The 22,687-nt window shown below is 35.8% G+C and carries 27 protein-coding genes; 3 read left to right on the forward strand and 24 right to left on the reverse strand.

The genetic code is table 11. The features are described from left to right. Positions 1-15: 15 nt before the first annotated feature. Positions 16-387, forward strand: a complete 372-nt coding sequence (locus tag AWV75_RS00215; RefSeq protein WP_060872471.1) for a winged helix-turn-helix transcriptional regulator — start codon at positions 16-18, stop codon at positions 385-387. A gap of 4 nt (positions 388-391) precedes the next feature. Here the strand turns inward: AWV75_RS00215 and AWV75_RS00220 are convergent, their stop codons facing one another. The 15 genes from AWV75_RS00220 to AWV75_RS00285 form a co-directional block, all read right to left on the reverse strand. After that, complete coding sequence (locus AWV75_RS00220; protein WP_060872472.1) at positions 392-847, reverse strand: CopD family protein; 456 nt, start codon at positions 845-847, stop codon at positions 392-394. 113 nt (positions 848-960) lie between these two features. Next, on the reverse strand, positions 961-1,674 hold the full coding sequence (ric, locus tag AWV75_RS00225) for an iron-sulfur cluster repair di-iron protein (protein ID WP_060872473.1): 714 nt from the start codon (positions 1,672-1,674) through the stop codon (positions 961-963). Then, positions 1,664-3,910, reverse strand: a complete 2,247-nt coding sequence (locus AWV75_RS00230; RefSeq protein WP_060872474.1) for a nitric-oxide reductase large subunit — start codon at positions 3,908-3,910, stop codon at positions 1,664-1,666. Before AWV75_RS00230 ends, ric begins: the two co-directional genes overlap by 11 nt. A gap of 72 nt (positions 3,911-3,982) precedes the next feature. Further along, positions 3,983-4,417 (reverse strand): RrF2 family transcriptional regulator, encoded by a 435-nt coding sequence (locus AWV75_RS00235; protein ID WP_060872475.1) that lies wholly within the window; start codon positions 4,415-4,417, stop codon positions 3,983-3,985. 114 nt (positions 4,418-4,531) lie between these two features. After that, a complete protein-coding gene (locus AWV75_RS00240; RefSeq protein WP_060872476.1) occupies positions 4,532-4,861 on the reverse strand; it encodes a DUF721 domain-containing protein in 330 nt (109 codons plus the stop codon). Positions 4,862-4,863: 2 nt separating this feature from the next. Then, entirely contained in the window at positions 4,864-5,298 is a 435-nt protein-coding gene (locus AWV75_RS00245) for a hypothetical protein (RefSeq protein WP_060872477.1), read from the reverse strand. Positions 5,299-5,306: 8 nt separating this feature from the next. Next, positions 5,307-6,260, reverse strand: a complete 954-nt coding sequence (gene ftsY, locus AWV75_RS00250; protein ID WP_060872478.1) for a signal recognition particle-docking protein FtsY — start codon at positions 6,258-6,260, stop codon at positions 5,307-5,309. 135 nt (positions 6,261-6,395) lie between these two features. Next, complete coding sequence (locus AWV75_RS18350; protein WP_082711008.1) at positions 6,396-6,548, reverse strand: DUF4295 domain-containing protein; 153 nt, start codon at positions 6,546-6,548, stop codon at positions 6,396-6,398. A 7-nt stretch (positions 6,549-6,555) separates the two neighbouring features. Next, a complete protein-coding gene (rpmG, locus tag AWV75_RS00255) occupies positions 6,556-6,738 on the reverse strand; it encodes a 50S ribosomal protein L33 (RefSeq protein WP_006260303.1) in 183 nt (60 codons plus the stop codon). A gap of 27 nt (positions 6,739-6,765) precedes the next feature. Then, positions 6,766-7,002 (reverse strand): 50S ribosomal protein L28, encoded by a 237-nt coding sequence (gene rpmB, locus AWV75_RS00260; RefSeq protein ID WP_060872479.1) that lies wholly within the window; start codon positions 7,000-7,002, stop codon positions 6,766-6,768. 80 nt (positions 7,003-7,082) lie between these two features. After that, positions 7,083-8,327, reverse strand: coding sequence for a competence/damage-inducible protein A (locus AWV75_RS00265; RefSeq protein WP_060872480.1), 1,245 nt, complete (start codon positions 8,325-8,327; stop codon positions 7,083-7,085). Then, the gene (locus AWV75_RS00270) at positions 8,324-8,677 is read right to left on the reverse strand and encodes a hypothetical protein (RefSeq protein ID WP_060872481.1); all 354 of its coding nucleotides are present in this window, start codon (positions 8,675-8,677) and stop codon (positions 8,324-8,326) included. The genes AWV75_RS00265 and AWV75_RS00270 overlap by 4 nt, the downstream gene beginning before the upstream one ends. Before the next feature lie 6 nt (positions 8,678-8,683). Further along, on the reverse strand, positions 8,684-9,295 hold the full coding sequence (locus AWV75_RS00275; protein ID WP_060872482.1) for a fumarylacetoacetate hydrolase family protein: 612 nt from the start codon (positions 9,293-9,295) through the stop codon (positions 8,684-8,686). Between the two features lie 12 nt (positions 9,296-9,307). After that, positions 9,308-10,081, reverse strand: coding sequence for a 3'-5' exonuclease (locus AWV75_RS00280; protein WP_060872483.1), 774 nt, complete (start codon positions 10,079-10,081; stop codon positions 9,308-9,310). A gap of 205 nt (positions 10,082-10,286) precedes the next feature. Then, a complete protein-coding gene (locus AWV75_RS00285) occupies positions 10,287-11,312 on the reverse strand; it encodes a cytochrome-c peroxidase (protein WP_060872484.1) in 1,026 nt (341 codons plus the stop codon). A gap of 230 nt (positions 11,313-11,542) precedes the next feature. On the opposite strand from AWV75_RS00285, the gene AWV75_RS00290 reads away from it, so the two are divergent. Continuing rightward, positions 11,543-11,989: a hypothetical protein gene (locus tag AWV75_RS00290; RefSeq protein WP_060872485.1), complete on the forward strand. Its 447-nt coding sequence runs from the start codon at positions 11,543-11,545 to the stop codon at positions 11,987-11,989. Positions 11,990-12,117: 128 nt separating this feature from the next. On the opposite strand, the gene AWV75_RS00295 is transcribed toward AWV75_RS00290, so the two are convergent. From AWV75_RS00295 to AWV75_RS00335, 9 genes are all read right to left on the reverse strand, one after another. Next, complete coding sequence (locus AWV75_RS00295; protein ID WP_060872486.1) at positions 12,118-12,516, reverse strand: hypothetical protein; 399 nt, start codon at positions 12,514-12,516, stop codon at positions 12,118-12,120. 535 nt (positions 12,517-13,051) lie between these two features. Then, complete coding sequence (locus tag AWV75_RS00300; RefSeq protein WP_060872487.1) at positions 13,052-13,747, reverse strand: sulfite exporter TauE/SafE family protein; 696 nt, start codon at positions 13,745-13,747, stop codon at positions 13,052-13,054. A 7-nt stretch (positions 13,748-13,754) separates the two neighbouring features. Then, positions 13,755-14,204 carry a FixH family protein gene (locus AWV75_RS00305; RefSeq protein WP_060872488.1) on the reverse strand — a complete coding sequence of 150 codons (450 nt, stop codon included), beginning with the start codon at positions 14,202-14,204 and terminating at the stop codon, positions 13,755-13,757. 20 nt (positions 14,205-14,224) lie between these two features. After that, positions 14,225-15,646 (reverse strand): cytochrome c oxidase accessory protein CcoG, encoded by a 1,422-nt coding sequence (gene ccoG, locus AWV75_RS00310; protein ID WP_060872489.1) that lies wholly within the window; start codon positions 15,644-15,646, stop codon positions 14,225-14,227. 98 nt (positions 15,647-15,744) lie between these two features. Then, positions 15,745-16,731, reverse strand: coding sequence for a cbb3-type cytochrome c oxidase N-terminal domain-containing protein (locus AWV75_RS00315; protein ID WP_060872490.1), 987 nt, complete (start codon positions 16,729-16,731; stop codon positions 15,745-15,747). Further along, positions 16,728-16,934 carry a cbb3-type cytochrome oxidase subunit 3 gene (locus AWV75_RS00320; RefSeq protein ID WP_002990287.1) on the reverse strand — a complete coding sequence of 69 codons (207 nt, stop codon included), beginning with the start codon at positions 16,932-16,934 and terminating at the stop codon, positions 16,728-16,730. Before AWV75_RS00320 ends, AWV75_RS00315 begins: the two co-directional genes overlap by 4 nt. Positions 16,935-16,949: 15 nt before the next feature. Continuing rightward, positions 16,950-19,133, reverse strand: a complete 2,184-nt coding sequence (ccoN, locus tag AWV75_RS00325) for a cytochrome-c oxidase, cbb3-type subunit I (RefSeq protein ID WP_060872491.1) — start codon at positions 19,131-19,133, stop codon at positions 16,950-16,952. Between the two features lie 6 nt (positions 19,134-19,139). Beyond that, positions 19,140-19,346, reverse strand: a complete 207-nt coding sequence (gene ccoS, locus AWV75_RS00330; RefSeq protein WP_060872492.1) for a cbb3-type cytochrome oxidase assembly protein CcoS — start codon at positions 19,344-19,346, stop codon at positions 19,140-19,142. 85 nt (positions 19,347-19,431) lie between these two features. Then, complete coding sequence (locus AWV75_RS00335) at positions 19,432-21,813, reverse strand: heavy metal translocating P-type ATPase (RefSeq protein ID WP_060872493.1); 2,382 nt, start codon at positions 21,811-21,813, stop codon at positions 19,432-19,434. A gap of 129 nt (positions 21,814-21,942) precedes the next feature. Here AWV75_RS00335 and AWV75_RS00340 point away from each other — a divergent pair, with 129 nt between their 5' ends. Further along, positions 21,943-22,626, forward strand: a complete 684-nt coding sequence (locus tag AWV75_RS00340; protein WP_060872494.1) for a Crp/Fnr family transcriptional regulator — start codon at positions 21,943-21,945, stop codon at positions 22,624-22,626. The last annotated feature ends 61 nt before the right edge of the window (positions 22,627-22,687 follow it).

A 22,687-nucleotide genomic window follows, 5' to 3' on the forward strand; every position in this document is an offset into this window, starting at 1 on the left:
ACAATTTTGTAAGTCATGGCAAATAGAAAAGAAAATTCAACCAATAGCATCAATCGAGATTTCATCACCTCGAATTGTGATGCCATCTATACGATTTGTAAAATAGGCGGTCGTTGGAAAATGATGATTTTATTCACGCTAGCGGAATATGAAGTATTGCGCTTTAGCGAATTAAAAGAAAAAGTTCATGGGATCACGGATCGCATGCTTACGCTTCAATTAAAAGAATTAGAAACGGATCAGCTTATTCATCGACAAGTATTTGCTGAAGTCCCACCGCGTGTAGAATACACCTTGACTTCCATCGCACAAGATTTACTACCGATATGGCCAGCCTTAGAACAATGGGGAGCGAAACACCGAGCGTTTCAAGAAGAAACTAAATAAGTAATTATGCAATCCCCCCGTATCGCACAAAACTGCCCAAGATTAACATCGCTAAACTAATCAGGGTTACTGTAATCATATGAAAGGCCATTAACGGCAATTTTTTAATATCCGTTTTCAAGCGAGGGAGTACGTAAAACTGGGCGCTTAATGCAAGTATAACAATACCGATTAACAAGCTTAATTTAAGTGAAATAACGCGTTCAATTGGGGCTTCAAAAGCGAACCAATTTGCTATTTTCACATTGTAGAGGTACGCCATACGCACACCTGTAATCAACATCACCAACAAGGCAGGCATACCAATCCATTCATATCTACTTTCAAAAGCAAATAGTTTCTCCACAGCTTGTTCCTTCCAAACTTGAGGTAATATAATGACACATAATAAAATATGTCCACCTACCCAAATGGTAGCACCGAGTAAATGGAGAATTAATAAAAGATGGATTTCACTCATACTGTATGCTTTACAACTAAACTACTCCTACTAAAATAAGGAGAATATTTTATTTTTAAAACAAGAAGTGCCTCGTTTTAGGGAGACACTTCTGCTGCTATTTCATTTATTTGTTAGTTCATTTTATGTTCTAATACAATTGCACTAGGAAACAGAATATTATTTTCTAAGTGAATGTGTTTGTGTAGATCTTCTTCAAACTCTTTCAACATGGCATACGTTACCTTGTAGGTATTACAAGCATCTGCTGGAGGGGTATAGTTATCGGACAAAGCGGCAATTTTTCTGAATCGTTCGCCTTCCCCATCGTGTTCATGCATCATCATCGCTACTGGATTTTCAACAGTGCCAAAATGAGGAGCTTCAATCGGTTGTCCCGTAATCGTTGCTGATACCATTTTACGTACAAAAGGGAATAATACCAATTCTTCTTTTTTCAAATGTTGACTTAGTTCTTGCGCGCAGCCTATAAACAATTCGTTGATTTCATATAGTTCTGGATGTCGCTCCCCGTGAACCTTGCTTAACTTATTTAAAAACTGTAAGAGCACAGGAATCTTTTCTTCCACATAACGATGATGTGTTTTTTCAATATAATCCGCTAATAAATCTAACGGCCAATGTCTAAAATCAATATTGTTTTCCGCTTGTTGGCTTAATAGACGTTCTAATTCGCCAATCAATTCTTCCGCATCCACTGCTTTTTTCTCACATACTTCATCTAGGGTACGTCCACCTTTACAGCAAAAATCAATTCCATATTTGTTGAAAACTGCTGCTGTTCTAAAATCTTCTGCTACAAATGAGCCTATTGTTCTATTTTTCATGCTTGCTTTTTTTTAATGTTAATTTAAATATGAATAGGACGATTGCAAAAATTCCTATAGTGAATAGTACATCTCCAATTGTTCTTAACCATTTTAGGGTATTCATCGCAGGTAATTGCATTAACTCACTTGAACGCGCATACCACATACCGTGTTGAATACTTTCGATTGCCTGCCATATACCAATAGGCAACAGGCTTAATAGTGCCATGAGCAATAAACCTAAATTCAACCCCCAAAAGCCTATTTTCAATAATTTATCATTCCATTGTACTGTTCTGTACATGCTGCGTAAGACAAATAGCATTAATCCAATTCCCAACATACCATATACTCCAAATAAAGCCGTATGTCCATGCAGTGGCGTTGTATTCAATCCTTGAACATAGTACAGTGCTATTGGGGGGTTAATAATAAATCCGAACACTCCTGCACCCAAGAAATTCCAAAACGCTACGGCTACCATAAAGTAAATAGGCCATTTATAATCTTGTAACCATCCTTTATGCGTTGAGATTTTATAATTTTCATAAGCCTCATATCCAATGAGGGTTAATGGCACTACTTCCAAAGCACTGAATGTTGCTCCTAATGCCATCACTGCCGTTGGAGTTCCAGAGAAATACAAGTGGTGGAACGTTCCAATAATTCCCCCTGACATAAAGATAATCGTAGAAAACAGAGCCCCATTTGTTGCTGTTTTGGTTTTAATCAAGCCCATTCGCACAAATAAGAAGGCCAGTACAACCGTTGCAAATACTTCAAAAAATCCTTCTACCCATAGATGTACCACCCACCATCTCCAGTATTCTGCTATTGCTAGGTTGGTTTGTCTTCCCCACATTAATCCTGCACCGTAAAACAACGCAATTGCGCCACAAGAAATAAGAAACAGTACAATGAGGTTACGTTGACTTCCTTTCGCTCTTAAAACAGGGATTAAAGGTCGAATCATAAGTGCTAGCCATAAGAAGAGCCCCACAAATAAGAAGAGTTGCCAAAAACGACCTAAATCAACATATTCATACCCTTGATGCCCAAACCAGAAGTTTTGTACGAGATCCAATTTTTGCATAATACCAAACCACTGCCCTATCATAGAGCCTACTACAATAATCAGCAAGGCAACAAATAAAAAGTCTACGCCAAACACTTGATACTTGGGATCTTTTCCTCCTACCGCTGGTGCAATATACAATCCTGTACCTAACCAAGCGGTTGCAATCCAGAAAATAGCCAATTGTGTATGCCAAGTTCGCGTAACAGAATAAGGCAATATTTGATCCAAAGGAATACCATACAAACCTTGTCCTTCTACCCCATAGTGTGCCGTGATAATTCCCAAACCAACTTGAAGTAACATCAGCAAGCTTACAACCCAAAAATACTTTTTGAGTCTTGTCATACTCTTTGTGGTTACTCCATTAGAAACAGGATCATCTACAGGTATTAATTCTTCCTCTTCTCGTTTTGAAGCTACGTGATAGTACACCAGAACCCCTACTGCGAAAATTAGAAGAATAATACTCACCCCAGACCAAGCTAATAAAGGCGTTGTCGCTTTATTTCCCACTAAATCATCTGCAGGCCAGTTATGCGTATAACTTACCTCGCTATCGGGTCTATTGGTTACCGTTGCCCAAGTTGCCCAAAAGAAGAAAGCATTCATCTGCTTCATTCGAGTGACATCTTTAATCAAGTTATTGGGAATTGCATAATCTTTGCGCAGCTGATCAAAAGCAGGATCATCTGTAAACAATTTGCTATAGTAGTCTTCCAAATACAAGCGCGCTTGATTTCTTTCGGGTGTGATTGTTAGCACGCCTGTCGTTTTATCATACGTATTTGAGCGAATCATGCCTTGTAAACGCGCTTGCAGGAACGCTTGTTCCTCTTTGCTTGCCGCTTCATATGTTTTACCATATACCTCTTGTGCATAGTAATCCAACAAAAACAGCGCTTCTCTATGCAAATAATCGGCGGTCCAATCAGGAGCAACGTAGGCTCCATGTCCCCAAATAGAACCTACTTCTTGTCCTCCAATACTTTGCCAAACATTTTGGCCATCTTTAATATCACTTGCCACAAACACTACTTGTCCATCATTCGTTCTAACTTCTGTAGGCACCGGAGGTGCTTCTTGATAAATTTCTATACCAAAATAACCGAGTACCCCGAACGAGAATAGCATTACTACCGTAAAGGCTATCCATAATTTTCTTTGACTTATATTCATACCATTAAAATAGAAGACTTTTTTATCCTTTATTTAGTTTTAAAAAAAGGGAATCACGTTCCCTTCCTACCCTTATAGCTTCAAAAAAGTATCACCAGATTTGGTACCATTGGCTAACTCTTTCAAAGAAGTTGTTTCTAACATTTGCTTTAGCTCGTTGCGAATCGACTTGAATTTAAAATGCACTGGACAAGGATGTGTCTCGGAACATTGTGCTAAACCTAATCCACAACCTTTATAAATAGAATCTCCATCTATAACATTGACGACTTCACATAGCATAATGTGCTCCAGCTCTTGCACGGGTATTTCAAATCCCCCTCCTGCTCCTTTGATGGATTCAATGATTCCGCCTTTGACTAACTTCTGTAAAATTTTCGCAACAAATGCTTCTGGAGCATCTATTTCTTTTGCAATTTCTTTAAACCCAACACGCGTTTCTTCCAGTGATGATACTGCAATAAACACAACAGAACGAATCGCGTATTCACAAGCTTTTGAAAACATACCTTCAATTTTACTATACAAAGATAAACTATTTTTTCAAATAAAAGACAAAAATGTCTTTTATTTGAAATTTAAAAAAGCGACAAAGAATTTTCATCTTTATCGCTTTGTTTTTTATCTCAATACAATAGCTGTAATAAGCTCTCGTTTCAATTCTTCATTTAACATCTTCATAATTTTGTCTTTTCCGTAACTCAATTCATCACGGACAATAGAAGACGATAATTTGACATACAACGTTCCTCGTTTAAAAGCTACATCTTGGGTATATGAAATAATACCAGGACCAAGAACAGCTTTCCAAGCTTCGTATACGTCAAACTCATTCAATCCTTGATCCAAGTTGTTCTCTGTTCTAAACAGCTGTAACAATTCAGATATCCCCTTGCCCTCGCGAATACGAGGACTAATTTTATTGCGGTTGTAAGGATTGTTTTTATTCACGGTTATTCTTTAATTTGAATCGGATGTGCTCTTTTATAAAAGTACTTGATTTTATTTTCGTTTTCCATCACCATATTGTCTTTACTCACTGTAATGACGCGTTCTTCCCATGTTGCAAAATCCGTTTTATACTGCAGCCAAACTGCCCCCTCTTTCTCTTGCATCACAAATGATTCTGGCATATCATTCGTCAAATACTCCCCATTAAATTGAGGAACAACTTTAAAGCGAACACCTGTCTGATCTTCTTTCCATTCAAAATAATCGATGGTCGAATTGATGGTATAATCTTTTTCTGTTCCATCAGGTAGTTGAGCTTTTTCAATTTCCCAATATCCTGAGATGTGTTGTTTGACAGCTTCTGTATCTGCTTTAGATTGACAAGCTTGTAAAACAATAACAAGGCATAAGCTAAAAAAAACGTGTAAACTGCGCATTCTTTCTTTTATTTAAAAAACGAATCTACGAACTCGTATTTGTTGAACACTTGTAAATCTTCAATTCCTTCACCAACACCAATATAGCGCACAGGAATTCTAAATTCATCTGAAATACCGATCACTACTCCTCCTTTTGCTGTTCCATCTAATTTAGTAACGGCTAATGAAGTAACTTCTGTTGCGGCAGTAAACTGTTTTGCTTGCTCAAAGGCATTTTGTCCAGTAGAACCGTCTAAAACTAGCATGACATCATGAGGGGCATCTGGAATTACTTTTTGCATGACGCGTTTCACTTTAGAAAGCTCATTCATTAGATTCACTTTATTGTGTAAACGTCCTGCTGTATCAATAATTACAACATCGGCTCCTTGTGTTACTGCTGATTGCAACGTATCAAATGCTACAGAAGCAGGATCACTTCCCATTTGCTGGCGAACAATAGGTACACCTACTCGATCTGCCCATACTTGTAATTGGTCAATGGCAGCGGCTCTAAAAGTATCTGCTGCGCCTAAAACCACATTCAATCCCGCTTTTTTAAATTGATATGCTAATTTTCCGATGGTTGTAGTCTTTCCTGCACCATTCACCCCAACAACCATAATAACATAAGGTTTCTTATCTTTTGGAATTTCAAATTCTGTCGATTCACCCAAGGCTGTTTCAGATAACAATCCTGCAATTTCCTCTCTTAAAATTTGATTTAATTCCTCTGTTCCAACGTATTTATCACGGGTAACTCTTGCTTCAATGCGCTCAATAATCTTTAATGTTGTATTTACTCCAACATCAGAAGTAACTAATACCTCTTCTAGATTATCTAAAACATCGTCGTCTACCTTAGATTTCCCGGCTACTGCTTTGGTTAATTTAGAGAAGAAAGACGTTTTAGATTTCTCTAATCCCTTATCTAAAGTTTCCTTTTTTTCTGAAGAAAATATTCTTTTAAAAAAACTCATAATGTTCCTATTAGTTTGTACAAATATAAAGAATAAAAGTATATCATCTTATAGCGGTTGCTATAACTAAACTAGATAAAAATGAAAAAAGCTACCTGTATCAGGCAGCTTTTTTTCAAGATATTTAATGGTAAATTACTTTTTACTCAAGAATTCATCTACAAAATCAGGAGCCATAACAGACTCAACAAATGTGTAAGCACCTGTCTTTGGAGATCTAACCATTTTAATTGCTTTAGTCAACTTCTTAGAAGTTGTTCTTAAACTAGCTACGGTTTTCTTTGCCATGACTTAATTATTTAATTTCTTTATGAACTGTTACTTTTTTCATGATAGGATTGAATTTTTTAATTTCCAATCTATCTGGTGTGTTTTTCTTGTTCTTAGTTGTGATGTATCTTGAAGTACCTGGTAAACCAGATGCTTTATGTTCAGTACACTCTAAGATTACTTGGATTCTATTACCTTTCTTTGCCATCGTTTTCCTTGTTTTTTATGGTCTGAATTATTTTACTAATCCTTTTACTTTTGCTTCTTTCAAAACAGCAGTAATACCTTTCTTATTAATTGTTTTTAATGCAGTGGTAGACAATTTTAATGTTACCCATCTGTCTTCTTCAGCAATGTAAAAACGTTTTTTAATTAAGTTTACAGAAAACTTTCTTTTAGTTTTATTCATCGCGTGAGAGACGTTGTTTCCAACCATCGCTCTCTTTCCGGTAATTTCACAAACTCTTGACATTATATCTAATCTTTTATTTCAATATTCAAAATCAGGGTGCAAAGTAAAGAAAAAGAAATTTATTAAACAAAATGTTTTGACTATTTTTTTAATATTTCCTTATAAACCAACTCTAAAGCCCTACTAATTGTGCGTTCAATCACTTGTTCTCTAGGTTGACCTAATTCATACTTTACGGCATAGGTGCCCTGTTTAGAGGCAATCCCTACATATACGGTACCTACAGCTGCTTCGGAATCCCCTTTCGAAGGTCCTGCATTTCCTGTAGTAGCAACAGCAATATCCGATTGAAATTTTTGACGGGCTTGTTCAGCCATTTCGCAAGCAACTTGTTCACTTACTACACTATACGTCTCAATCGTTTCTTTTTTAACACCCAACACTTCTATTTTAGATGTTGTAGCATACGTCACCACACCTCCTTTAAAAAACGCCGAAGCGCCTTCTTTTTCACTAAACAATACAGCTAAACGCCCACCTGTACAACTCTCTGCACAAGCAATTGTCTGACCTTCTGCTTTTAATTTTTCAATCACCACATCTGAGCGACTTAAATCCTCATATGCGCGAATGTTTTCTTTCACTAACGAAGGGATGGCTTCAATCTGTTTATCTAATAGTTGTTCCATCGACAATTTGTCCGTCCCTGTAGAAGATAAACGCAAACGTACTCTTCCCCTACTAGGTAAATAGGCTAATTGCACCGTTTCAGGTAAATTATCTTCCCATTCTGAAAGGTATTCGGCTAACAAACTTTCTCCAATACCATAGACCACGATGGTTTTGTGTACGTTAAATCCCAACGTGAATCGCTCTTTCAACAGCGGGGTTAACTCTTTCTCCACAATTCCCTTCATTTCAAAAGGCACGCCTGGCAATGAAATGAAATAGGTTTTATCGCGCTGTAGCATCATCCCTGGTGCAGTTCCCAATGCATTAAAGAGAACCGTTGCTTTCGATGGCACTAGGGCTTGTTTGCGATTAAGATCCGATATTGGTCGTTTAAAATAGTCTTCTATCAGCGCTTTAACGTGAACAAATACGGCTTCATTTTCAACCAAAACATCGTCAAAGAAGTCACAAAATACTTGTTTCGTCAAATCGTCTTTCGTTGGACCAAGTCCTCCCGTAATCACCACAACATCGACGCGATTCAACTGTCTGTTCATCGCCTCTTTGATTGCTGCTTCTGAATCAGAAATTGACAGCATTTCAACAATTTCAAACCCTAGTTTATCCAAATACTTGGCTAGATAAGTAGAATTTGTATCGATGATTTGTCCAATCAATATTTCATCGCCAATGGTTATGATACTCGCTTTCATTGTACTACAATATGATAGTCTTTTTTAATCTCTTTTACTGCTGAACGGATGTGTTTACGCAACGATTTATACACTTCTTTAATTTCCTTGGTCTTCCCTTTTTGCTCAATCCAATGCTGAACACTATTAAATTCTTCAAATGCTTGATCCATGCCTAGCGTTTCTACCATCGGTTGTAGCACCTTTACGTGTTTTTGAAGCTTTTCATAATTTTTAGCATCAATGTGCTTTTTCATCTTTTCTAATCGCTTTGTCATTTGTTCTACATAAAAAACAAGCTCATCTGCAACGAGTTCCCCTGCGTTATTATGCTTTTTGCATAGCGATCTCACATCATAAAAGAGGGCCATAACTAACTATTTTACAGTTAAATAAAAAACTTTCTTATCTACTAAAAATCCTTCTAATGTATCTCCAGGGTTTACTTTTCCTACACCAGCAGGTGTTCCTGTAAAAATCAAATCCCCTTTTTTCAGCATAAAATACTTGGAAACTTCTGCAATTAATTCATCAATATTCCAAATCATTTGTGCCGTAGTAGCTTGCTGTACAACTTGTCCATTTTGTTGAAGCGAAAAAGGCAAATCCACCAAGGATTCAAACGCTGTTTTAGGAAAAAAAGTTCCTACTACAGCTGAATTATCAAAAGCTTTTGCCTTTTCCCAAGGCAGTCCTTTTTCTTTTAATTTCGTTTGGATATCACGAGCAGTAAAATCAATCCCTAACGAAACTTCATCATAGTATTTATGTGCAAATTTAGGATCAATATACTTCCCTACTTTCGTGATTTTCACCACGACTTCAGCTTCGTAATGAATATCTTGAGAAAAATCTGGAATAACAAACGGAAAATCTTTCGCTAACAGCGCTGAATCTGGTTTAATAAACAATACCGGTTCATCTGGTCTTTCGTTGTTTAATTCTGCGATATGCTCGACATAATTTCTTCCTACACAGATAATTTTCATCTTCCTTTTCTTTTATAATTTATTATTGAGTTTTCTCAACTTAAGAGCAGTCAAAACCTTTTTGGTATACAAAGGAAAATCCGCATTTTGAATCCAACCGTAATATCCTGGTTCATTTTCAAGTACTTCGTCTACCAAAACTCCTTTGTGTTTTCCAAAAGTAAAAACCTCTTGTCCGTCTTCATTCAAAGCAATAAAACCAGCAAAATCAACACTTTTCTTTCTTGTTGTAAATTCAGACAACACACGCATATCATTTTCTAAATCGTCATAACGATCCAATTGAGCTTTTAATATTTCATAGGTTGCATTTGTATCTGCTGCTGCTGAGTGTGCATTTTCTAAGCTTTCATTGCAGTAAAATTTATACGCTGCACTTAGTGTACGCTCCTCTTTTTTGTGGAATATGGTTTGAATGTCTACGGTCACGCGATTGCCTAAATCAAAGTCGACTCCTGCGCGTAGTAATTCTTCCGCTAGTAAAGGAATATCAAATCGATCCGAATTAAATCCAGCTAAATCTGAATCTTTAATCATCTGATAAACCAAGGGTGCCAATTCTTTAAATGTAGGTTCATTTGCCACTTTTTCATCCGTAATTCCATGGATTTTAGAAGATGCTTCTGGAATTGGGCGCTCTGGATTGACCAACCAGGTTTTACTTTCTTTATTTCCATTAGGAAAGACTTTCAAAATAGCTATTTCTACAATTCTATCCCTTGCAACATCTACTCCTGTTGTTTCTAAATCAAAAAAACAAATAGGTCTATGTAATTTCAACTCCATATTTCTTGGTTTATTTATCTACAAATATAACAAATGTAAAAGTTTAGCCAATACAAATCCATGGGTTTAGTTTTAATTCCCTTCCATTAAAAGAACCTAACGTACAGATAAAGAGGCTAAAACTAGCTAAAAAAGCAAAAGCTGCTCTAGAATAGAACAGCTTTTGCAACCTACTTTAACCAAAACACAAAACGTGCACTACTACCTAAAACGGTGATTTTTTCACCTCTTCTGGGATATCACTAGACAAACTACCTAAAAATACGGTGATATCCTCTATTTGTTCTTGGCTCAATTTTATATTCGTTTGTAAACTCGCCATTATGCGAACTGCTTCTTTTAAATCTTGAACCGATCCATCGTGAAAATAAGGCCCTGTATGCGCGATATTTCGCAACCCAGGTACTTTAAAGAAATAATTTTCCGTTTCCTTTTTACTTAAATCAGCTAATCCTTTATCAACTTTCTCTGATTTTGTTTCTATCCAATAGTCACCATAAAGACCGAATTTCTGAAACATTTGACCACCTAAAGCTACTCCGCTATGACAAGTCGTACATCCAACTGTCATAAAGGCTTCTAGTCCTTTTTGTTCTTGGGCAGTTAATGCATCTCGATCTCCTTCTAAATAGGCATCAAAACGGCTTGCTGGCATAAGTGTACGCTCAAAAGCCCCGATGGCATTGGTAATATTTTTAAAAGTGATGGGTTGTTGATCGGTTTGATACACTTCCGCAAACATCTTCTTATACAATTCGATTTTACGCAAGCGTTCTTCTAATTCCTTTTCATCTTTGATGTTGTGCTCTACAGGATTTAAAATTGGTCCGCCTGCTTGTTCTTCAACATCTTTCGCACGACCATCCCAAAATTGCATGCTATGAAGTGCAGCGTGAAAAACGGTTGGTGAATTACGCCCTCCTAAAGAACCATCATCCCCAGGAGAAAAAGCAAGATTATCTACTCCATAGGTATTCAAATTATGGCAAGAATTACAACTGATATTCCCTTCTTTAGATAAACGGGTATCAAAATATAAATGTTTTCCTAAGGCTACTTTTGCCGAATCTAAAGGCGGTACTTCTACTGATGAAAGGGGCTGAAAAAACGTTTTCGCTTGTGTAAACAATTCAGTATTACCTTTTTGAACAAATTCAAACGCATTTGATTTATCCTTTTTACACCCAATAATCATTGATAAAACAGCAAATAAAATAACTTTTTTACTCATAATTCACACTACTTTAATTTGTAGTATTAAATTACATCTCATTTTTTTGATAAAGCCTGACATATATCACTTCTATCCAAAAAGTAGTTTTTAGAAATTTATCACCTTTTTCATCCGAAACACTCCTACTTTCGGACAAAAAATAGCCTAAAAACTAATATTGTTTAAAAAATATTTTGTTTTATTGAATTATTATTCTATTTTGGTCTTATAGAATTACACCAAAGCTTATGAAAAAACTATTTCTTCTTACCCTATTAGCCTTGGCACCTCTTGTACAGAGCTGTCAAACTACTGAAACTATAGTTTCTTCACCTTACACTTTAGATAAAAGCAAAACAAAGGTATTTACAGCGAAAACCTTTATGTTTAAAAACTACTACTTTACTTATAAAGACGGTAAAGCAACGTTAGTTTATCAACAAGATACTAAGTTAAATGGAGTACAAGCTCCTGTTTTTTTAACGTTAGAAGAAGATCAAACCTCGAAGCGCCATCAACTATTTGTTGATTCTTCCAGACAAATCTCCGTAAAAGTCATCAACAACGCTAAAGTAAAGTTACGTTTAGATAAAGTTACCTATACGTTGTATACAGAGAATTACTTAGAAAGCGTTCATTCTGATACAGATAAAATTCTAGCAGATGTAGCTGTTTGGCGTAAAGACAATTATTAATCATCAACTAAAAAATAAAAGTTCCTTTGCTTACTGAACGAAACAGGATGTTACAAAGGACATACTACAAATAAAAAAAGGTTCTTGTTGTACAAGAACCTTTTTATTTGATACAATTAATTCACTTATTAATCCAAATATTCTTTTTGGTGATGATCTGCATAATTTACAATTTCATCATAATTGTCGTTGTTAAAATCCTCTTCTCCTGAATCGAAAAGAACAACATTCAATCTTTTAAATAACAAACCTAACATTTGTTTTTGGCCTTCTGCATCAAGATCAAATTGCATTTTTACTAAATGATCTTTAAATGGAGTGCTTTTTTCTTTATCAACACAAAGCATCGTTAATTCAAAATTTTGAATTCCTTGTAGAGAAACCCCTACAACTCTAAAACGCTCTTGATCTACACCGAAGTACTCCCCAATACTGCTGATGTAATTTCCTTTGTTAACTGCAATCATATCTGATATGTCTGCAGCTACAGTACCTTTGAAATCGTTATACTGTACTTTTGCTTTCATAAACAACAAATTTTAATTTTTTCCTATGTGAATTTAAGCATTATTACCCAAGTTAAAAAACAGTCTCTAATTTTTAGCAATCCCACAGACTTATAAGAATCAATCATCCATTTCTTTATATTTTATATTAAATAATGAAATATACGTTAAAAATAACAAAAATAAACAATTATAAAATCAAAAAATTAACACAGTAAAAAGTAACAAACTAAACAAATAATTCAAAATTTTATGATATTCACCTATAAATAGAAATTTATGAACATATAGTATTCATTTTTCACTGTTTAAATAGGAGTAAAACAAGATAAAAAACTCTTTTTCTAGTTAATAATCACTCCATTTCTTCTAACCTTTGAGCCAACCCAAAGACATAAAAAAAAGGAAAGCGTATGCTTTCCTTTTTTTTCAACTTTTTCTATAGCAATATGAACATCAGTTGATACTCTTTTTCATAGCTAATAAATTTCGTATTTCCTGCTGTTCTATACTTAAGACAAGAGATTGAGGGAAAAGTCACTTAATTAAGTTTTATTTAACACATCGCCTCTCCTCGTACAAATAAATTCAAGGTATCTGGAGATAGATAAGGGATGTTTAACCCCAAGCCTCTTATAATAAACAACATTCCAATAATCACAATTACAACGGGATAGTATTTCATAATCCCTCTTCTAAATCTGTCAGAGAACAGATTTTTAAAATAAATCACCAAACTCATCAAGGGTATTGTTCCTACCCCAAATAACGCCATATAAGCCATTCCCATCACGACATCTTGTGTTGCTAAAGCGCCAAATAAGGCAACATACACCATTCCACAAGGTAAGAATCCATTAAAAAAACCAATGAGAAACAACGCTTTGGGTGACTTTTTTTTAAACTGTTTTCCCAAGGAAGATTTGATCCAGTTCACAAAGCGATACAGCGGTTTCAACACATTGAAATTACCAATTCTATTGGATGGAACCAGTGCCAGTACAATCATGATAATTCCAACCACAATAGACAACTGTTGTTGAAATCCTGCTAAAAACAAACCTTTACCAAACAAACCAAAAATAACACCCAATAAAGAATAGGCAGCTATTCTCCCTATGTGATAGGTGAACATCTGCCTAATTTTTACAACTGGATTATGCTGGCTAATTGGCAACATTAAAGCAATCGGTCCACACATACCAATGCAATGCAGACTACTTACTAAGCCAAAAATAAGTGCCGAAATCAAATTTTTTCTACTTTATCGTTAGTTGTTTTACATTTCGATACGATACATCATTATAGTTCCATTCAACCACAATATCCCAACGACCGTCTACCAGATTTGTGTTAGGTATGAGCAAATTGGAAGAAGACAGTGATATGAGAGTATCAAAGTCTAATTGCTGGTTAGACGGTCTGTATAGGAATATTTTTCCATGTATTTTTTTATAGTCAAAGCTAGCAGGGAATGTAAATTTAATTCCCTCACTTGTACTGTATATTGTCACTTGTTCTTTTAGTTTTAGTGCTTCCATTTCTCTCTCACGACGTGAATCCACCTCAACTTCTTGCTGATAATAGTTCTCCGTTACCAATTGATTGTCGTATTTCGAATCAACTTGTACGCGAATAACATATTGTAAAATGAATATCATAAATAAGCCAATGGCGATTACGATTCCTGTTCCAAAATTAAATTTCATACCTAACTATTTTTTAATTTTTAATTCAATAAGCGTGGGCCTAAGAAGTTGGTTTTCGTTGTTTGAATTAAACGATCTCCATCATATACCTCAATGGTTACTTTTGTACTATATCCATCGAGGTCCTTTTGAGGAATTTCAATAAACAGTACCCCTTCACTATAATTTTCTTTTTTAACTGTAATGACATCTTGACCGACCATTTTTACTTCTGCGCCTGCTGGTTTTTTCACTTTGAAGCTCAAATTATCGTAATCTTTCATCGTTTTATTCATGATTTTAAACGTATATACGTTAGAGATATTCGCACCTTTGTGTTCAAACGTTTTTCCTGCTACACGCAATACTCTTGCTTCAACATCTGTTCTCAAGAATACCAGTCCAATTAAGATGACAACTAAAATAGACAATACCGCAGTATATCCTTTTTGTCTCGGTGTAAACTGATATTTTTTGTTCTCTACGATTTCCTCTTCAGACGCATAGCGAATTAGCCCTTTAGGGAACCCTGCTTTTTCCATAACGAAATCACATTCGTCAATACAAGCCGTACAATTCACACATTCTAATTGCGTTCCGTTTCGAATATCAATTCCTGTTGGACAAACGTTCACACATTGTTTACAGTCGATACAATCACCAAAACCTTCAGCTTTTCTATCGATATTTTTTTTCAGTTTTGCTCTTCCGTTTGTACTTTCCCCTCTTACGTGGTCATAGGCTACAATAATGGATTTATTGTCGAGTAAAACACCTTGTAAACGTCCATAAGGACAAGCGATTACACATACTTGTTCTCTAAACCAAGTGAAGACAAAATAGAAAGCACCAGTAAAAATAATTAAACCGATAAAATTCCCCATGTGTACAAATGGTCCATCTTCTACCATTAAAAGCACAGCATCACTTCCGATAATATAGGATAAGAAAACGTTGGCAATGATAAAAGAAATCACAAAGAAAATGAACCACTTCAAGAGTCTCTTGCGTATTTTCTCCGAATTCCAAGGTTGTTTGTCTAATCTCATTTGCGCTCCTCTATCCCCGTCAATCCAATATTCGATACGCCTGAAAACCATTTCCATAAAAATAGTTTGCGGACATATCCAACCGCAGAAAATACGACCGAAAGAAACCGTAAATAAGGTTACAAAAACAACACCGATAATCATTGAAATTACGACCAAATAAAAATCTTGTGGCCAAAAAGGAAAACCAAAAATGTTGAATTTTCTGTCAATAACATTAAATAACAACAATTGATTTCCATTAATCTTTATGAAGGGTGCAGCTATTAAAAAAATTAGCAGTAAATAACTAACTATTTTTCTTTTGTTGTAGTATGGCCCAGACGGCTTTTTAGGATAAATCCAAGCCCTTTTACCATCTTTGTCAATGGTACTTATCGAGTCTCTAAAACTCTCATTATTTCCATTTTCCATAGCCTTGTGTCTTTTTATAAAAAGGAGCTGAGCATGTAAAATACTCACTCAACTCCTTTTTTTATATGTTTATTAGTTTTTTTTGTTTTGTCAAGAGATTATTCTTGACTTACTTCAGCTGCATCAGCAGTTGAAGCATCATCTTTTGCTTCTGTAGCTGTTTCAGTTGCTTCGGCAGCATCTCCGCTTGCTCCATCCAATTCAGCTTTAGACCAAATGATATCTCCTTCTGCCTCTTTCGGGCTTGCAGGAGTTGTTCCATTTAATGAAATAACATAAGATGCTACTTTTTCAATTTCAGATGGTTTTAATGTTTTTTCCCAATCTACCATTCCTTTACCAGGTCTTCCTCCTTTAGCAATGGTGTGGAAAATATTTTTAACTCCTCCACCTAAAATCCAATGATCATCCGTTAAGTTTGGTCCGATTCCTCCACCACCATCAGCTTGGTGACAAGCCACACAGTTCATTTCGAAAATCTTTTTACCAGCTGCTAACGAGCTTTCATCTGTTAAGTATTGCGCCTCATCCGCTGAGATTAAATCTGCAGCAGTCTTTCTATATTCTTCAATTTGTTCTTTGGCAATTGCCACTGACTTTTCGTATTCTACAATTTGGTTGTCGCCTCCAAATACGTGGAATCTCAATAAGTAAACAACAGAGAATATAACGGTAATATAGAACAAACCAACCCACCATGGTGGTAATTCGTTATCTAACTCTTTAATACCATCGTAGTCATGCTCTAATAACAACTCATTTTCATCACTAATACCTTTAGTACGAGTCATTTTTTGCATTAATTTCTTCACCCATGGTCTATCCGCTAACGAAAGATTGTCTTCTCTTTCTTTCTCTGCGATTTCTTCAGGTGTCATTAATCGTCTTAGTACTCTATTGGTTGCTAATGCAACTATTTCCACCGCTATTAAAGCGAATAAAAACAATCCCAACAAAATAAGTACTGCAGGATGATCTACAAAAGCAGGTCTTTGTGCTGTTCCGCCTGCTACCCATTCTACTAATACATAAAATAGCAAGAATAGTAATGGAACTCTTACATATACTGGAAAATACTTTTTCATAATTTTTTTGAATTAGGATCAACATTGTGCTTTTCATCATCTAGAAACGGCATATTGCTCAATTCCTCAATCGTCTCTTTTTTATAGGTAAATACCCATACAAACAAGCCTACAAAAAAGGTAAAGAAAATTAACAGGGAGATAATCGGGTAAATCTCAATCCCGCCTATAGTTTCCATCGTATGTTTAATAAATTTCAACATAATGCTCCTTTTTTATTATTCCTCAACTCTATTTTTGATGTCTGTACCTAAACGTTGTAGGTAAGCAACCATAGCTACAATTTCGCGTTCGCTCATTGGAACGAACTCTTGTCCATTTTCTTTAGCTGCTTTTTCACTAGCTAAATATGAATCTTTATAATCCGGATCCGTTTGGAAATTCAAAGCAATTTGTTCTCCTTGCTCCTTCATTGATTGTCTTGCATTTGCAATATCTTCATCCGTATAGGGAACACCCAACGTTCTCATTACATTCATTTTCTTCTCAATGTGTGAGAAATCTGCTTGCTTATTATCAAACAACCATTTATATCCTGGCATAATAGATCCTGGAGATGTTGATTGTGGATTATACATGTGGTTGAAATGCCAGATATCTGAATATTTCTGTCCAACGCGCATTACGTCTGGTCCTGTACGTTTAGAACCCCATAAGAATGGATGATCATACACATACTCTCCTGATTTTGAATACTCTCCATAACGCTCTACTTCTGAACGGAAAGGGCGAATCATTTGCGAGTGACATCCCACACATCCTTCACGGATATACAAGTCTCTACCTTCTAACTCTAGTGGAGTATACGGTTTCACACTTGAAATTGTTGGAATATTCGATTTCACGAAGATTGTTGGAATAATCTGCACAACACCTCCAATTAAAATCGCTATTGTTGTTAAGATTGTAAATTGGATTGGTCTTCTTTCTAACCAAGTATGCCAAGCTTCTCCTTTTAAACGAGAAGCAGAAATTCTTTTTAATGCTGGTGCTTCTGCTAATTCGTCTTCTACTGGTTTACCAGCTCTTACTGTTTTATATACTAAATAGATTAACACGAATAATCCGATTAAGTAGAACGAACCTCCAATTGCACGCATCACGTACATTGGCATAATCGCCGTTACTGTTTCAAGGAAGTTTCCGTATTTTAATGTTCCTGATGGATCAAAGTCTTTCCACATTAAGTGTTGAGAGAATCCTGCTACATATAAAGGAATCGTATAAAGAATAATACCTAATGTTCCGATCCAGAAGTGGAAATTCGCAAGTGTTTTAGAATACAATTCTGTTTTGGTCATTCTAGGGATTAACCAGTACACCATACCGAAGGTCATGAAACCATTCCATGCCAAGGCTCCAACGTGTACGTGAGCAACGATCCAGTCTGTATAGTGTGCAATAGCGTTTACGTTTTTCAACGATAACATCGGTCCTTCGAATGTTGCCATCCCGTATCCTGTAATACCTACTACGAAGAATTTCAACACAGGATCTACTCTTACTTTATCCCAAACTCCACGTAGGGTAAGTAATCCGTTAATCATACCTCCCCAAGATGGTGCAATCAACATTACAGAGAAAACTACTCCTAAGTTTTGTGCCCATTCTGGTAAAGCTGAATATAATAAGTGGTGAGGTCCAGCCCAGATATACAAGAAAATTAAAGACCAGAAGTGGATAATAGATAAACGGTAAGAATACACCGGTCTATTCGCTGCTTTTGGTAAGAAGTAATACATCAATCCTAAGAATGGTGTTGTCAAGAAGAAGGCCACGGCATTGTGTCCGTACCACCACTGCACCAGTGCATCTTGAACCCCCGCATACACAGAGTATGATTTTAATCCGTGTACAGGTAACTCTAATGAGTTAAAGATGTGTAATACTGCTACTGTAACGAAAGTTGCTAAATAGAACCAAATAGCAACATAAATATGACGTTCTCTACGATTGATGATTGTCATAATCATGTTGATACCGAAGGTAACCCAAATTACCGCAATTGCGATATCAATTGGCCACTCTAATTCAGCATACTCTTTTGAAGTAGTAAAACCTAAAGGCAAGGTAATTGCTGCAGCAGCAATAATGGTTTGCCATCCATAAAAGTGAATGTTACTTAGAACATCACTGTACATTCTTGACTTACACAAACGTTGTAAAGAATAGTAAACCCCTGCAAAGATTGCATTTCCAACGAAAGCAAAAATAACTGCATTCGTATGTAGCGGACGTAGTCTTCCGTAACTTAACCAAGGAATTCCATCCGTTAAGTTAGGAAATATAAACATCACCGCTAATAGTAATCCTACAAGCATCCCAACAGCCCCGAAAAAGATCGACGCGTAAAGGAATTTCTTTACAATTTTGTTGTCATAATAAAATTGTTGCACTTCCATAGTTGTTTATATTTGATTTTCTTTTTGATTATTTTTTTTGTCTTTTTCCTCCTCTTTGGGTTTCGTTTTTTTCAGCTCATCATCAAACAACATACGAACAGAAGGCGTATAAGCGTCGTCAAACTGACCACTTTTCACGGATCGAATGAAAATGTAGAGGAAGATCCCTGCAACGAAAACACTGATACTAATTAAGAAATATATAACACTCATACCTGATAATTATTAAAACAAAGTTAACAATATATTTTACCTAAAACTATGATAAATATCACCAAAAACCTAATAATTGTTTTTTTTATTTTATCTTTTTTCCATAATAATTTGTCAATAAAGTAACGAAGCTAATGATTGTAAACGTGCTAATTGGCATCAAAATTGCCGCTAATAAAGGTGACATCATATTCATAATGGACACCGTAATACCAATCACATTATACGTTAAAGCAAGTACATAGCTGATTTTGATAACTTTAACAGATTGTTTAGAAAATTGAAGGCACCCCAACAGCTGGTCAAAGACGCTTGCATCTAGGATTGCATCACTGGCCGGCGTAAAGACATTTACATTCTCTGACACGGATACTCCCACATTACTTTGCGCCAAAGCTCCTGCATCATTTAATCCATCGCCAATCATCATTACGTTCCCTCCTTTGTCTTGCAGTGCTTTGACATACTCCAATTTTTCCTCTGGTTTCTGATTAAAGGCTAAAGCAGTCCCTTGAGGCAAAACAGATTCCAAATACGCTTTTTCTCCTTCATTATCTCCAGAGAGGATACTCAATTTGTATTGGTGTTGGCTCAAGTTTTTAAACAATACTTCCAATCCAGGTCGGTAGTGATTTTCAAAAATGAATTTTCCCACATACTGTCCGTCAATTGCGATGTATACTGCTGTTTCATTTAAGCGTTCTGTTACCTTTGCTCCCACTAAACCTGCAGAACCAATGGCATATCCTTTTCCATTGATTACTCCCACAATCCCCTTTCCTGCAATTTCTTCAAACTGTGTGGGTTTGATTACGACTTTTGACTGTAAAAAAGCATAGAGCTTTCGGCTTAACGGGTGATTCGATGCACGAACCATATTTTTGATATCCGCTTGTTGTTCCTTATCTAGTTCGACTCCTTCATATTGAATTGTCGATTGTGCATTGGTAGTAATGGTTCCTGTTTTATCAAAAACAAGGGTATCCACTTTTGCCATTTGCTCCACGACCGTTACATTTTTCAAAAAGAACTTTTTGCGCCCCAAAATACGAATGGCATTTCCCAAGGTAAATGGTGCTGTTAATGCTAAAGCACACGGACACGCCACAATTAAGATAGCCGTTACCACATTAAACGCACTATTCAAATCCACAAAAGCCCATCCGGCGAATGCCAATACAGCTATTGTCAATAAGGCTGGAGTAAAATAATGACTTACTGTATCCGTAATCGTTTTGTATTTCAAGTCCACTCGTTTTTGGAATACCTCATTACTCCACAATTGGGTCAAATAACTTTGAGAGACCTTATTAATCGCTTCCACTTCTACGGCTTCTCCCATTTGTTTCCCTCCAGCAAATAGTTTATCTCCTGATTTTTTTTCTACTGGAACCGCTTCCCCTGTCACAAAACTGTAGTCGATAAAAGCGCGTTCTGACAATAAGATAGAATCAACGGGTAAAAGCTCTTGATTGCGAATTAATAAACGATCCCCTTGTTCCACATCATAAACTTGAATCGGTTCTTCTGTTCCTTGTTTCGTTAATTTGGTAATTGCGATAGGAAAATAAGACTTGTAATCGCGTTCAAAAGACAGGAAGTTATAGGTACGTTGTTGAAATAATTTTCCTAATAACATAAAGAAAACTAACATGGTCATACTGTCAAAAAATCCAGGTCCTAAATCGAAAACAATGTCAACTGTACTTCGAATAAACATGACAATAATTCCCAAAGACATTGGAATATCAATGGTGTAATTTTTTGTTTTGATTCCAGTCCACGCGGCTTTGTGGTAAGGCGAAGCAGAATAGAAAAAAACAGGCAACGACAAGAATAAAATCAACCAACGGAAGAAATTCTTGTATTGATCCATCCAGACATCATCAATATTAAAATACTCTGGAAAGGACAGCATCATTACGTTTCCATAACAGAAAAAAGCAACCCCAATTTTATAGATTAAGCTGCGATCAATGCTGTTGGGTTTTTCTTCGTAATTCTTTAAGCTGATATAAGGTTCATATCCAATACGACAAAGCAAGAGCACGATTTCTTTTAAATCGATAGCATCTGTATCGAATGTAATAGTGGCTTTTTTTTCTGGGAAGTTAACCAAAACACGGTATACCCCAGGATTTAATTTATGTAGATTTTCTAAAATCCAAATGCAAGAGCTGCAGTGAATATGAGGAATATACAGCGAAACGATAGCCGTATTTCCTTCATTGAACTCCAATAATTTCGATACAATGTCTGGATTACTCAAGAAATCATATTTTCCATTTACCTCTTCAGGAGTGGCTCCAGGTGTAGATTCGAGGTCATAATAACAGGTTAAATCGTTTTCATTAAAAATTTCGTAGACGGTTTTACAACCGTTACAACAAAACATTTTCTCATCGTAGTCTATACGATTAAAGGCAGTAACACTGTTACCACAATGAAAACACGCTTTTTTATCCATAAAATTTGCTCATTTACCTTGTACAAAGGTCTTAGTTAATTCTCCTAAAAATTATGACATTTATCAGTAAATAGCACTATCTTTGCAGAGGTATTTTTACCAACTGCATAAAAAATAGTTTATATAGGTATGGGAAGATGTGAGCAATGTATGATTAGAGAATTCAGTTCTCTAAAAGCTTTAACTAGAGAGGAGTTACTAGCGATTTCAGAAACAAAAACCCACTTTATTATTAGAAAAGGAGAGAACCTATTTTCGGAAGGAGAAAGTTTAAATGGGGTTTATTGTATCAAAGAAGGATTCTGTAAATTAACAAAGTTAAATTCAAACGGAAAAGACTCGATTGTCAAATTGGCAAAAAGAGGGGATTTATTAGGACAACGTTCGATTATTAATGAGGAGACTTCTAATCTTTCTGCAACTGCCTTAGAAGATATGCAGGTGTGTTTCATACCAAAAAAAGAAATGTTAGATCATTTCACAGAAAACAACAAGTTTTCATTGTTGATTACACGAGACATTTGCACGCACTTAAAAGATGCAGATCAAGACTTAGCGAATCAAACACATAAAACAGTAAAAGAGCGTTTAGCGATTATGCTATTGAAGTTGGAAGACTTAGGAGGCTCTTCTTCGGAGACTCAAGCCTTAAACATCAAATTATCACGTGAAGATTTAGCGAATATGGTCGGAACTGCGACAGAAAGTTGCATTCGTTTATTATCTGAATTAAAAAAAGATGGCATTATTCAACTAAAAGGAAAGGACATTATTCTTTTAGATAAGAGAGAGCTCCGTGCATTGGCGGAATAAATGCGAACTGTCATTTTAATTTTATTAAATTCGTCTATATTTTTATGCAAATGATGCAAAA

It is taken from the genome of Myroides odoratus, assembly GCF_001549985.1.
In the GTDB taxonomy this organism is placed as follows: Bacteria; Bacteroidota; Bacteroidia; order Flavobacteriales; family Flavobacteriaceae; genus Flavobacterium; species Flavobacterium odoratum_A.

Bases quoted from the DNA above. Each gene is read 5' to 3' on its own strand.
- AWV75_RS00215 (WP_060872471.1), top strand. From the start codon at position 16: ATGGCAAATAGAAAAGAAAATTCAACCAATAGCATCAATCGAGATTTC.
- AWV75_RS00220 (WP_060872472.1), bottom strand. From the start codon at position 847: ATGAGTGAAATCCATCTTTTATTAATTCTCCATTTACTCGGTGCTACC.
- ric (WP_060872473.1), bottom strand. From the start codon at position 1,674: ATGAAAAATAGAACAATAGGCTCATTTGTAGCAGAAGATTTTAGAACA.
- AWV75_RS00230 (WP_060872474.1), bottom strand. From the start codon at position 3,910: ATGAATATAAGTCAAAGAAAATTATGGATAGCCTTTACGGTAGTAATG.
- AWV75_RS00235 (WP_060872475.1), bottom strand. From the start codon at position 4,417: ATGTTTTCAAAAGCTTGTGAATACGCGATTCGTTCTGTTGTGTTTATT.
- AWV75_RS00245 (WP_060872477.1), bottom strand. From the start codon at position 5,298: ATGCGCAGTTTACACGTTTTTTTTAGCTTATGCCTTGTTATTGTTTTA.
- ftsY (WP_060872478.1), bottom strand. From the start codon at position 6,260: ATGAGTTTTTTTAAAAGAATATTTTCTTCAGAAAAAAAGGAAACTTTA.
- AWV75_RS18350 (WP_082711008.1), bottom strand. From the start codon at position 6,548: ATGGCAAAGAAAACCGTAGCTAGTTTAAGAACAACTTCTAAGAAGTTG.
- rpmG (WP_006260303.1), bottom strand. From the start codon at position 6,738: ATGGCAAAGAAAGGTAATAGAATCCAAGTAATCTTAGAGTGTACTGAA.
- rpmB (WP_060872479.1), bottom strand. From the start codon at position 7,002: ATGTCAAGAGTTTGTGAAATTACCGGAAAGAGAGCGATGGTTGGAAAC.
- AWV75_RS00265 (WP_060872480.1), bottom strand. From the start codon at position 8,327: ATGAAAGCGAGTATCATAACCATTGGCGATGAAATATTGATTGGACAA.
- AWV75_RS00270 (WP_060872481.1), bottom strand. From the start codon at position 8,677: ATGGCCCTCTTTTATGATGTGAGATCGCTATGCAAAAAGCATAATAAC.
- AWV75_RS00275 (WP_060872482.1), bottom strand. From the start codon at position 9,295: ATGAAAATTATCTGTGTAGGAAGAAATTATGTCGAGCATATCGCAGAA.
- AWV75_RS00280 (WP_060872483.1), bottom strand. From the start codon at position 10,081: ATGGAGTTGAAATTACATAGACCTATTTGTTTTTTTGATTTAGAAACA.
- AWV75_RS00285 (WP_060872484.1), bottom strand. From the start codon at position 11,312: ATGAGTAAAAAAGTTATTTTATTTGCTGTTTTATCAATGATTATTGGG.
- AWV75_RS00290 (WP_060872485.1), top strand. From the start codon at position 11,543: ATGAAAAAACTATTTCTTCTTACCCTATTAGCCTTGGCACCTCTTGTA.
- AWV75_RS00295 (WP_060872486.1), bottom strand. From the start codon at position 12,516: ATGAAAGCAAAAGTACAGTATAACGATTTCAAAGGTACTGTAGCTGCA.
- AWV75_RS00305 (WP_060872488.1), bottom strand. From the start codon at position 14,204: ATGAAATTTAATTTTGGAACAGGAATCGTAATCGCCATTGGCTTATTT.
- ccoG (WP_060872489.1), bottom strand. From the start codon at position 15,646: ATGGAAAATGGAAATAATGAGAGTTTTAGAGACTCGATAAGTACCATT.
- AWV75_RS00315 (WP_060872490.1), bottom strand. From the start codon at position 16,731: ATGAAAAAGTATTTTCCAGTATATGTAAGAGTTCCATTACTATTCTTG.
- AWV75_RS00320 (WP_002990287.1), bottom strand. From the start codon at position 16,934: ATGTTGAAATTTATTAAACATACGATGGAAACTATAGGCGGGATTGAG.
- ccoN (WP_060872491.1), bottom strand. From the start codon at position 19,133: ATGGAAGTGCAACAATTTTATTATGACAACAAAATTGTAAAGAAATTC.
- ccoS (WP_060872492.1), bottom strand. From the start codon at position 19,346: ATGAGTGTTATATATTTCTTAATTAGTATCAGTGTTTTCGTTGCAGGG.
- AWV75_RS00335 (WP_060872493.1), bottom strand. From the start codon at position 21,813: ATGGATAAAAAAGCGTGTTTTCATTGTGGTAACAGTGTTACTGCCTTT.
- AWV75_RS00340 (WP_060872494.1), top strand. From the start codon at position 21,943: ATGGGAAGATGTGAGCAATGTATGATTAGAGAATTCAGTTCTCTAAAA.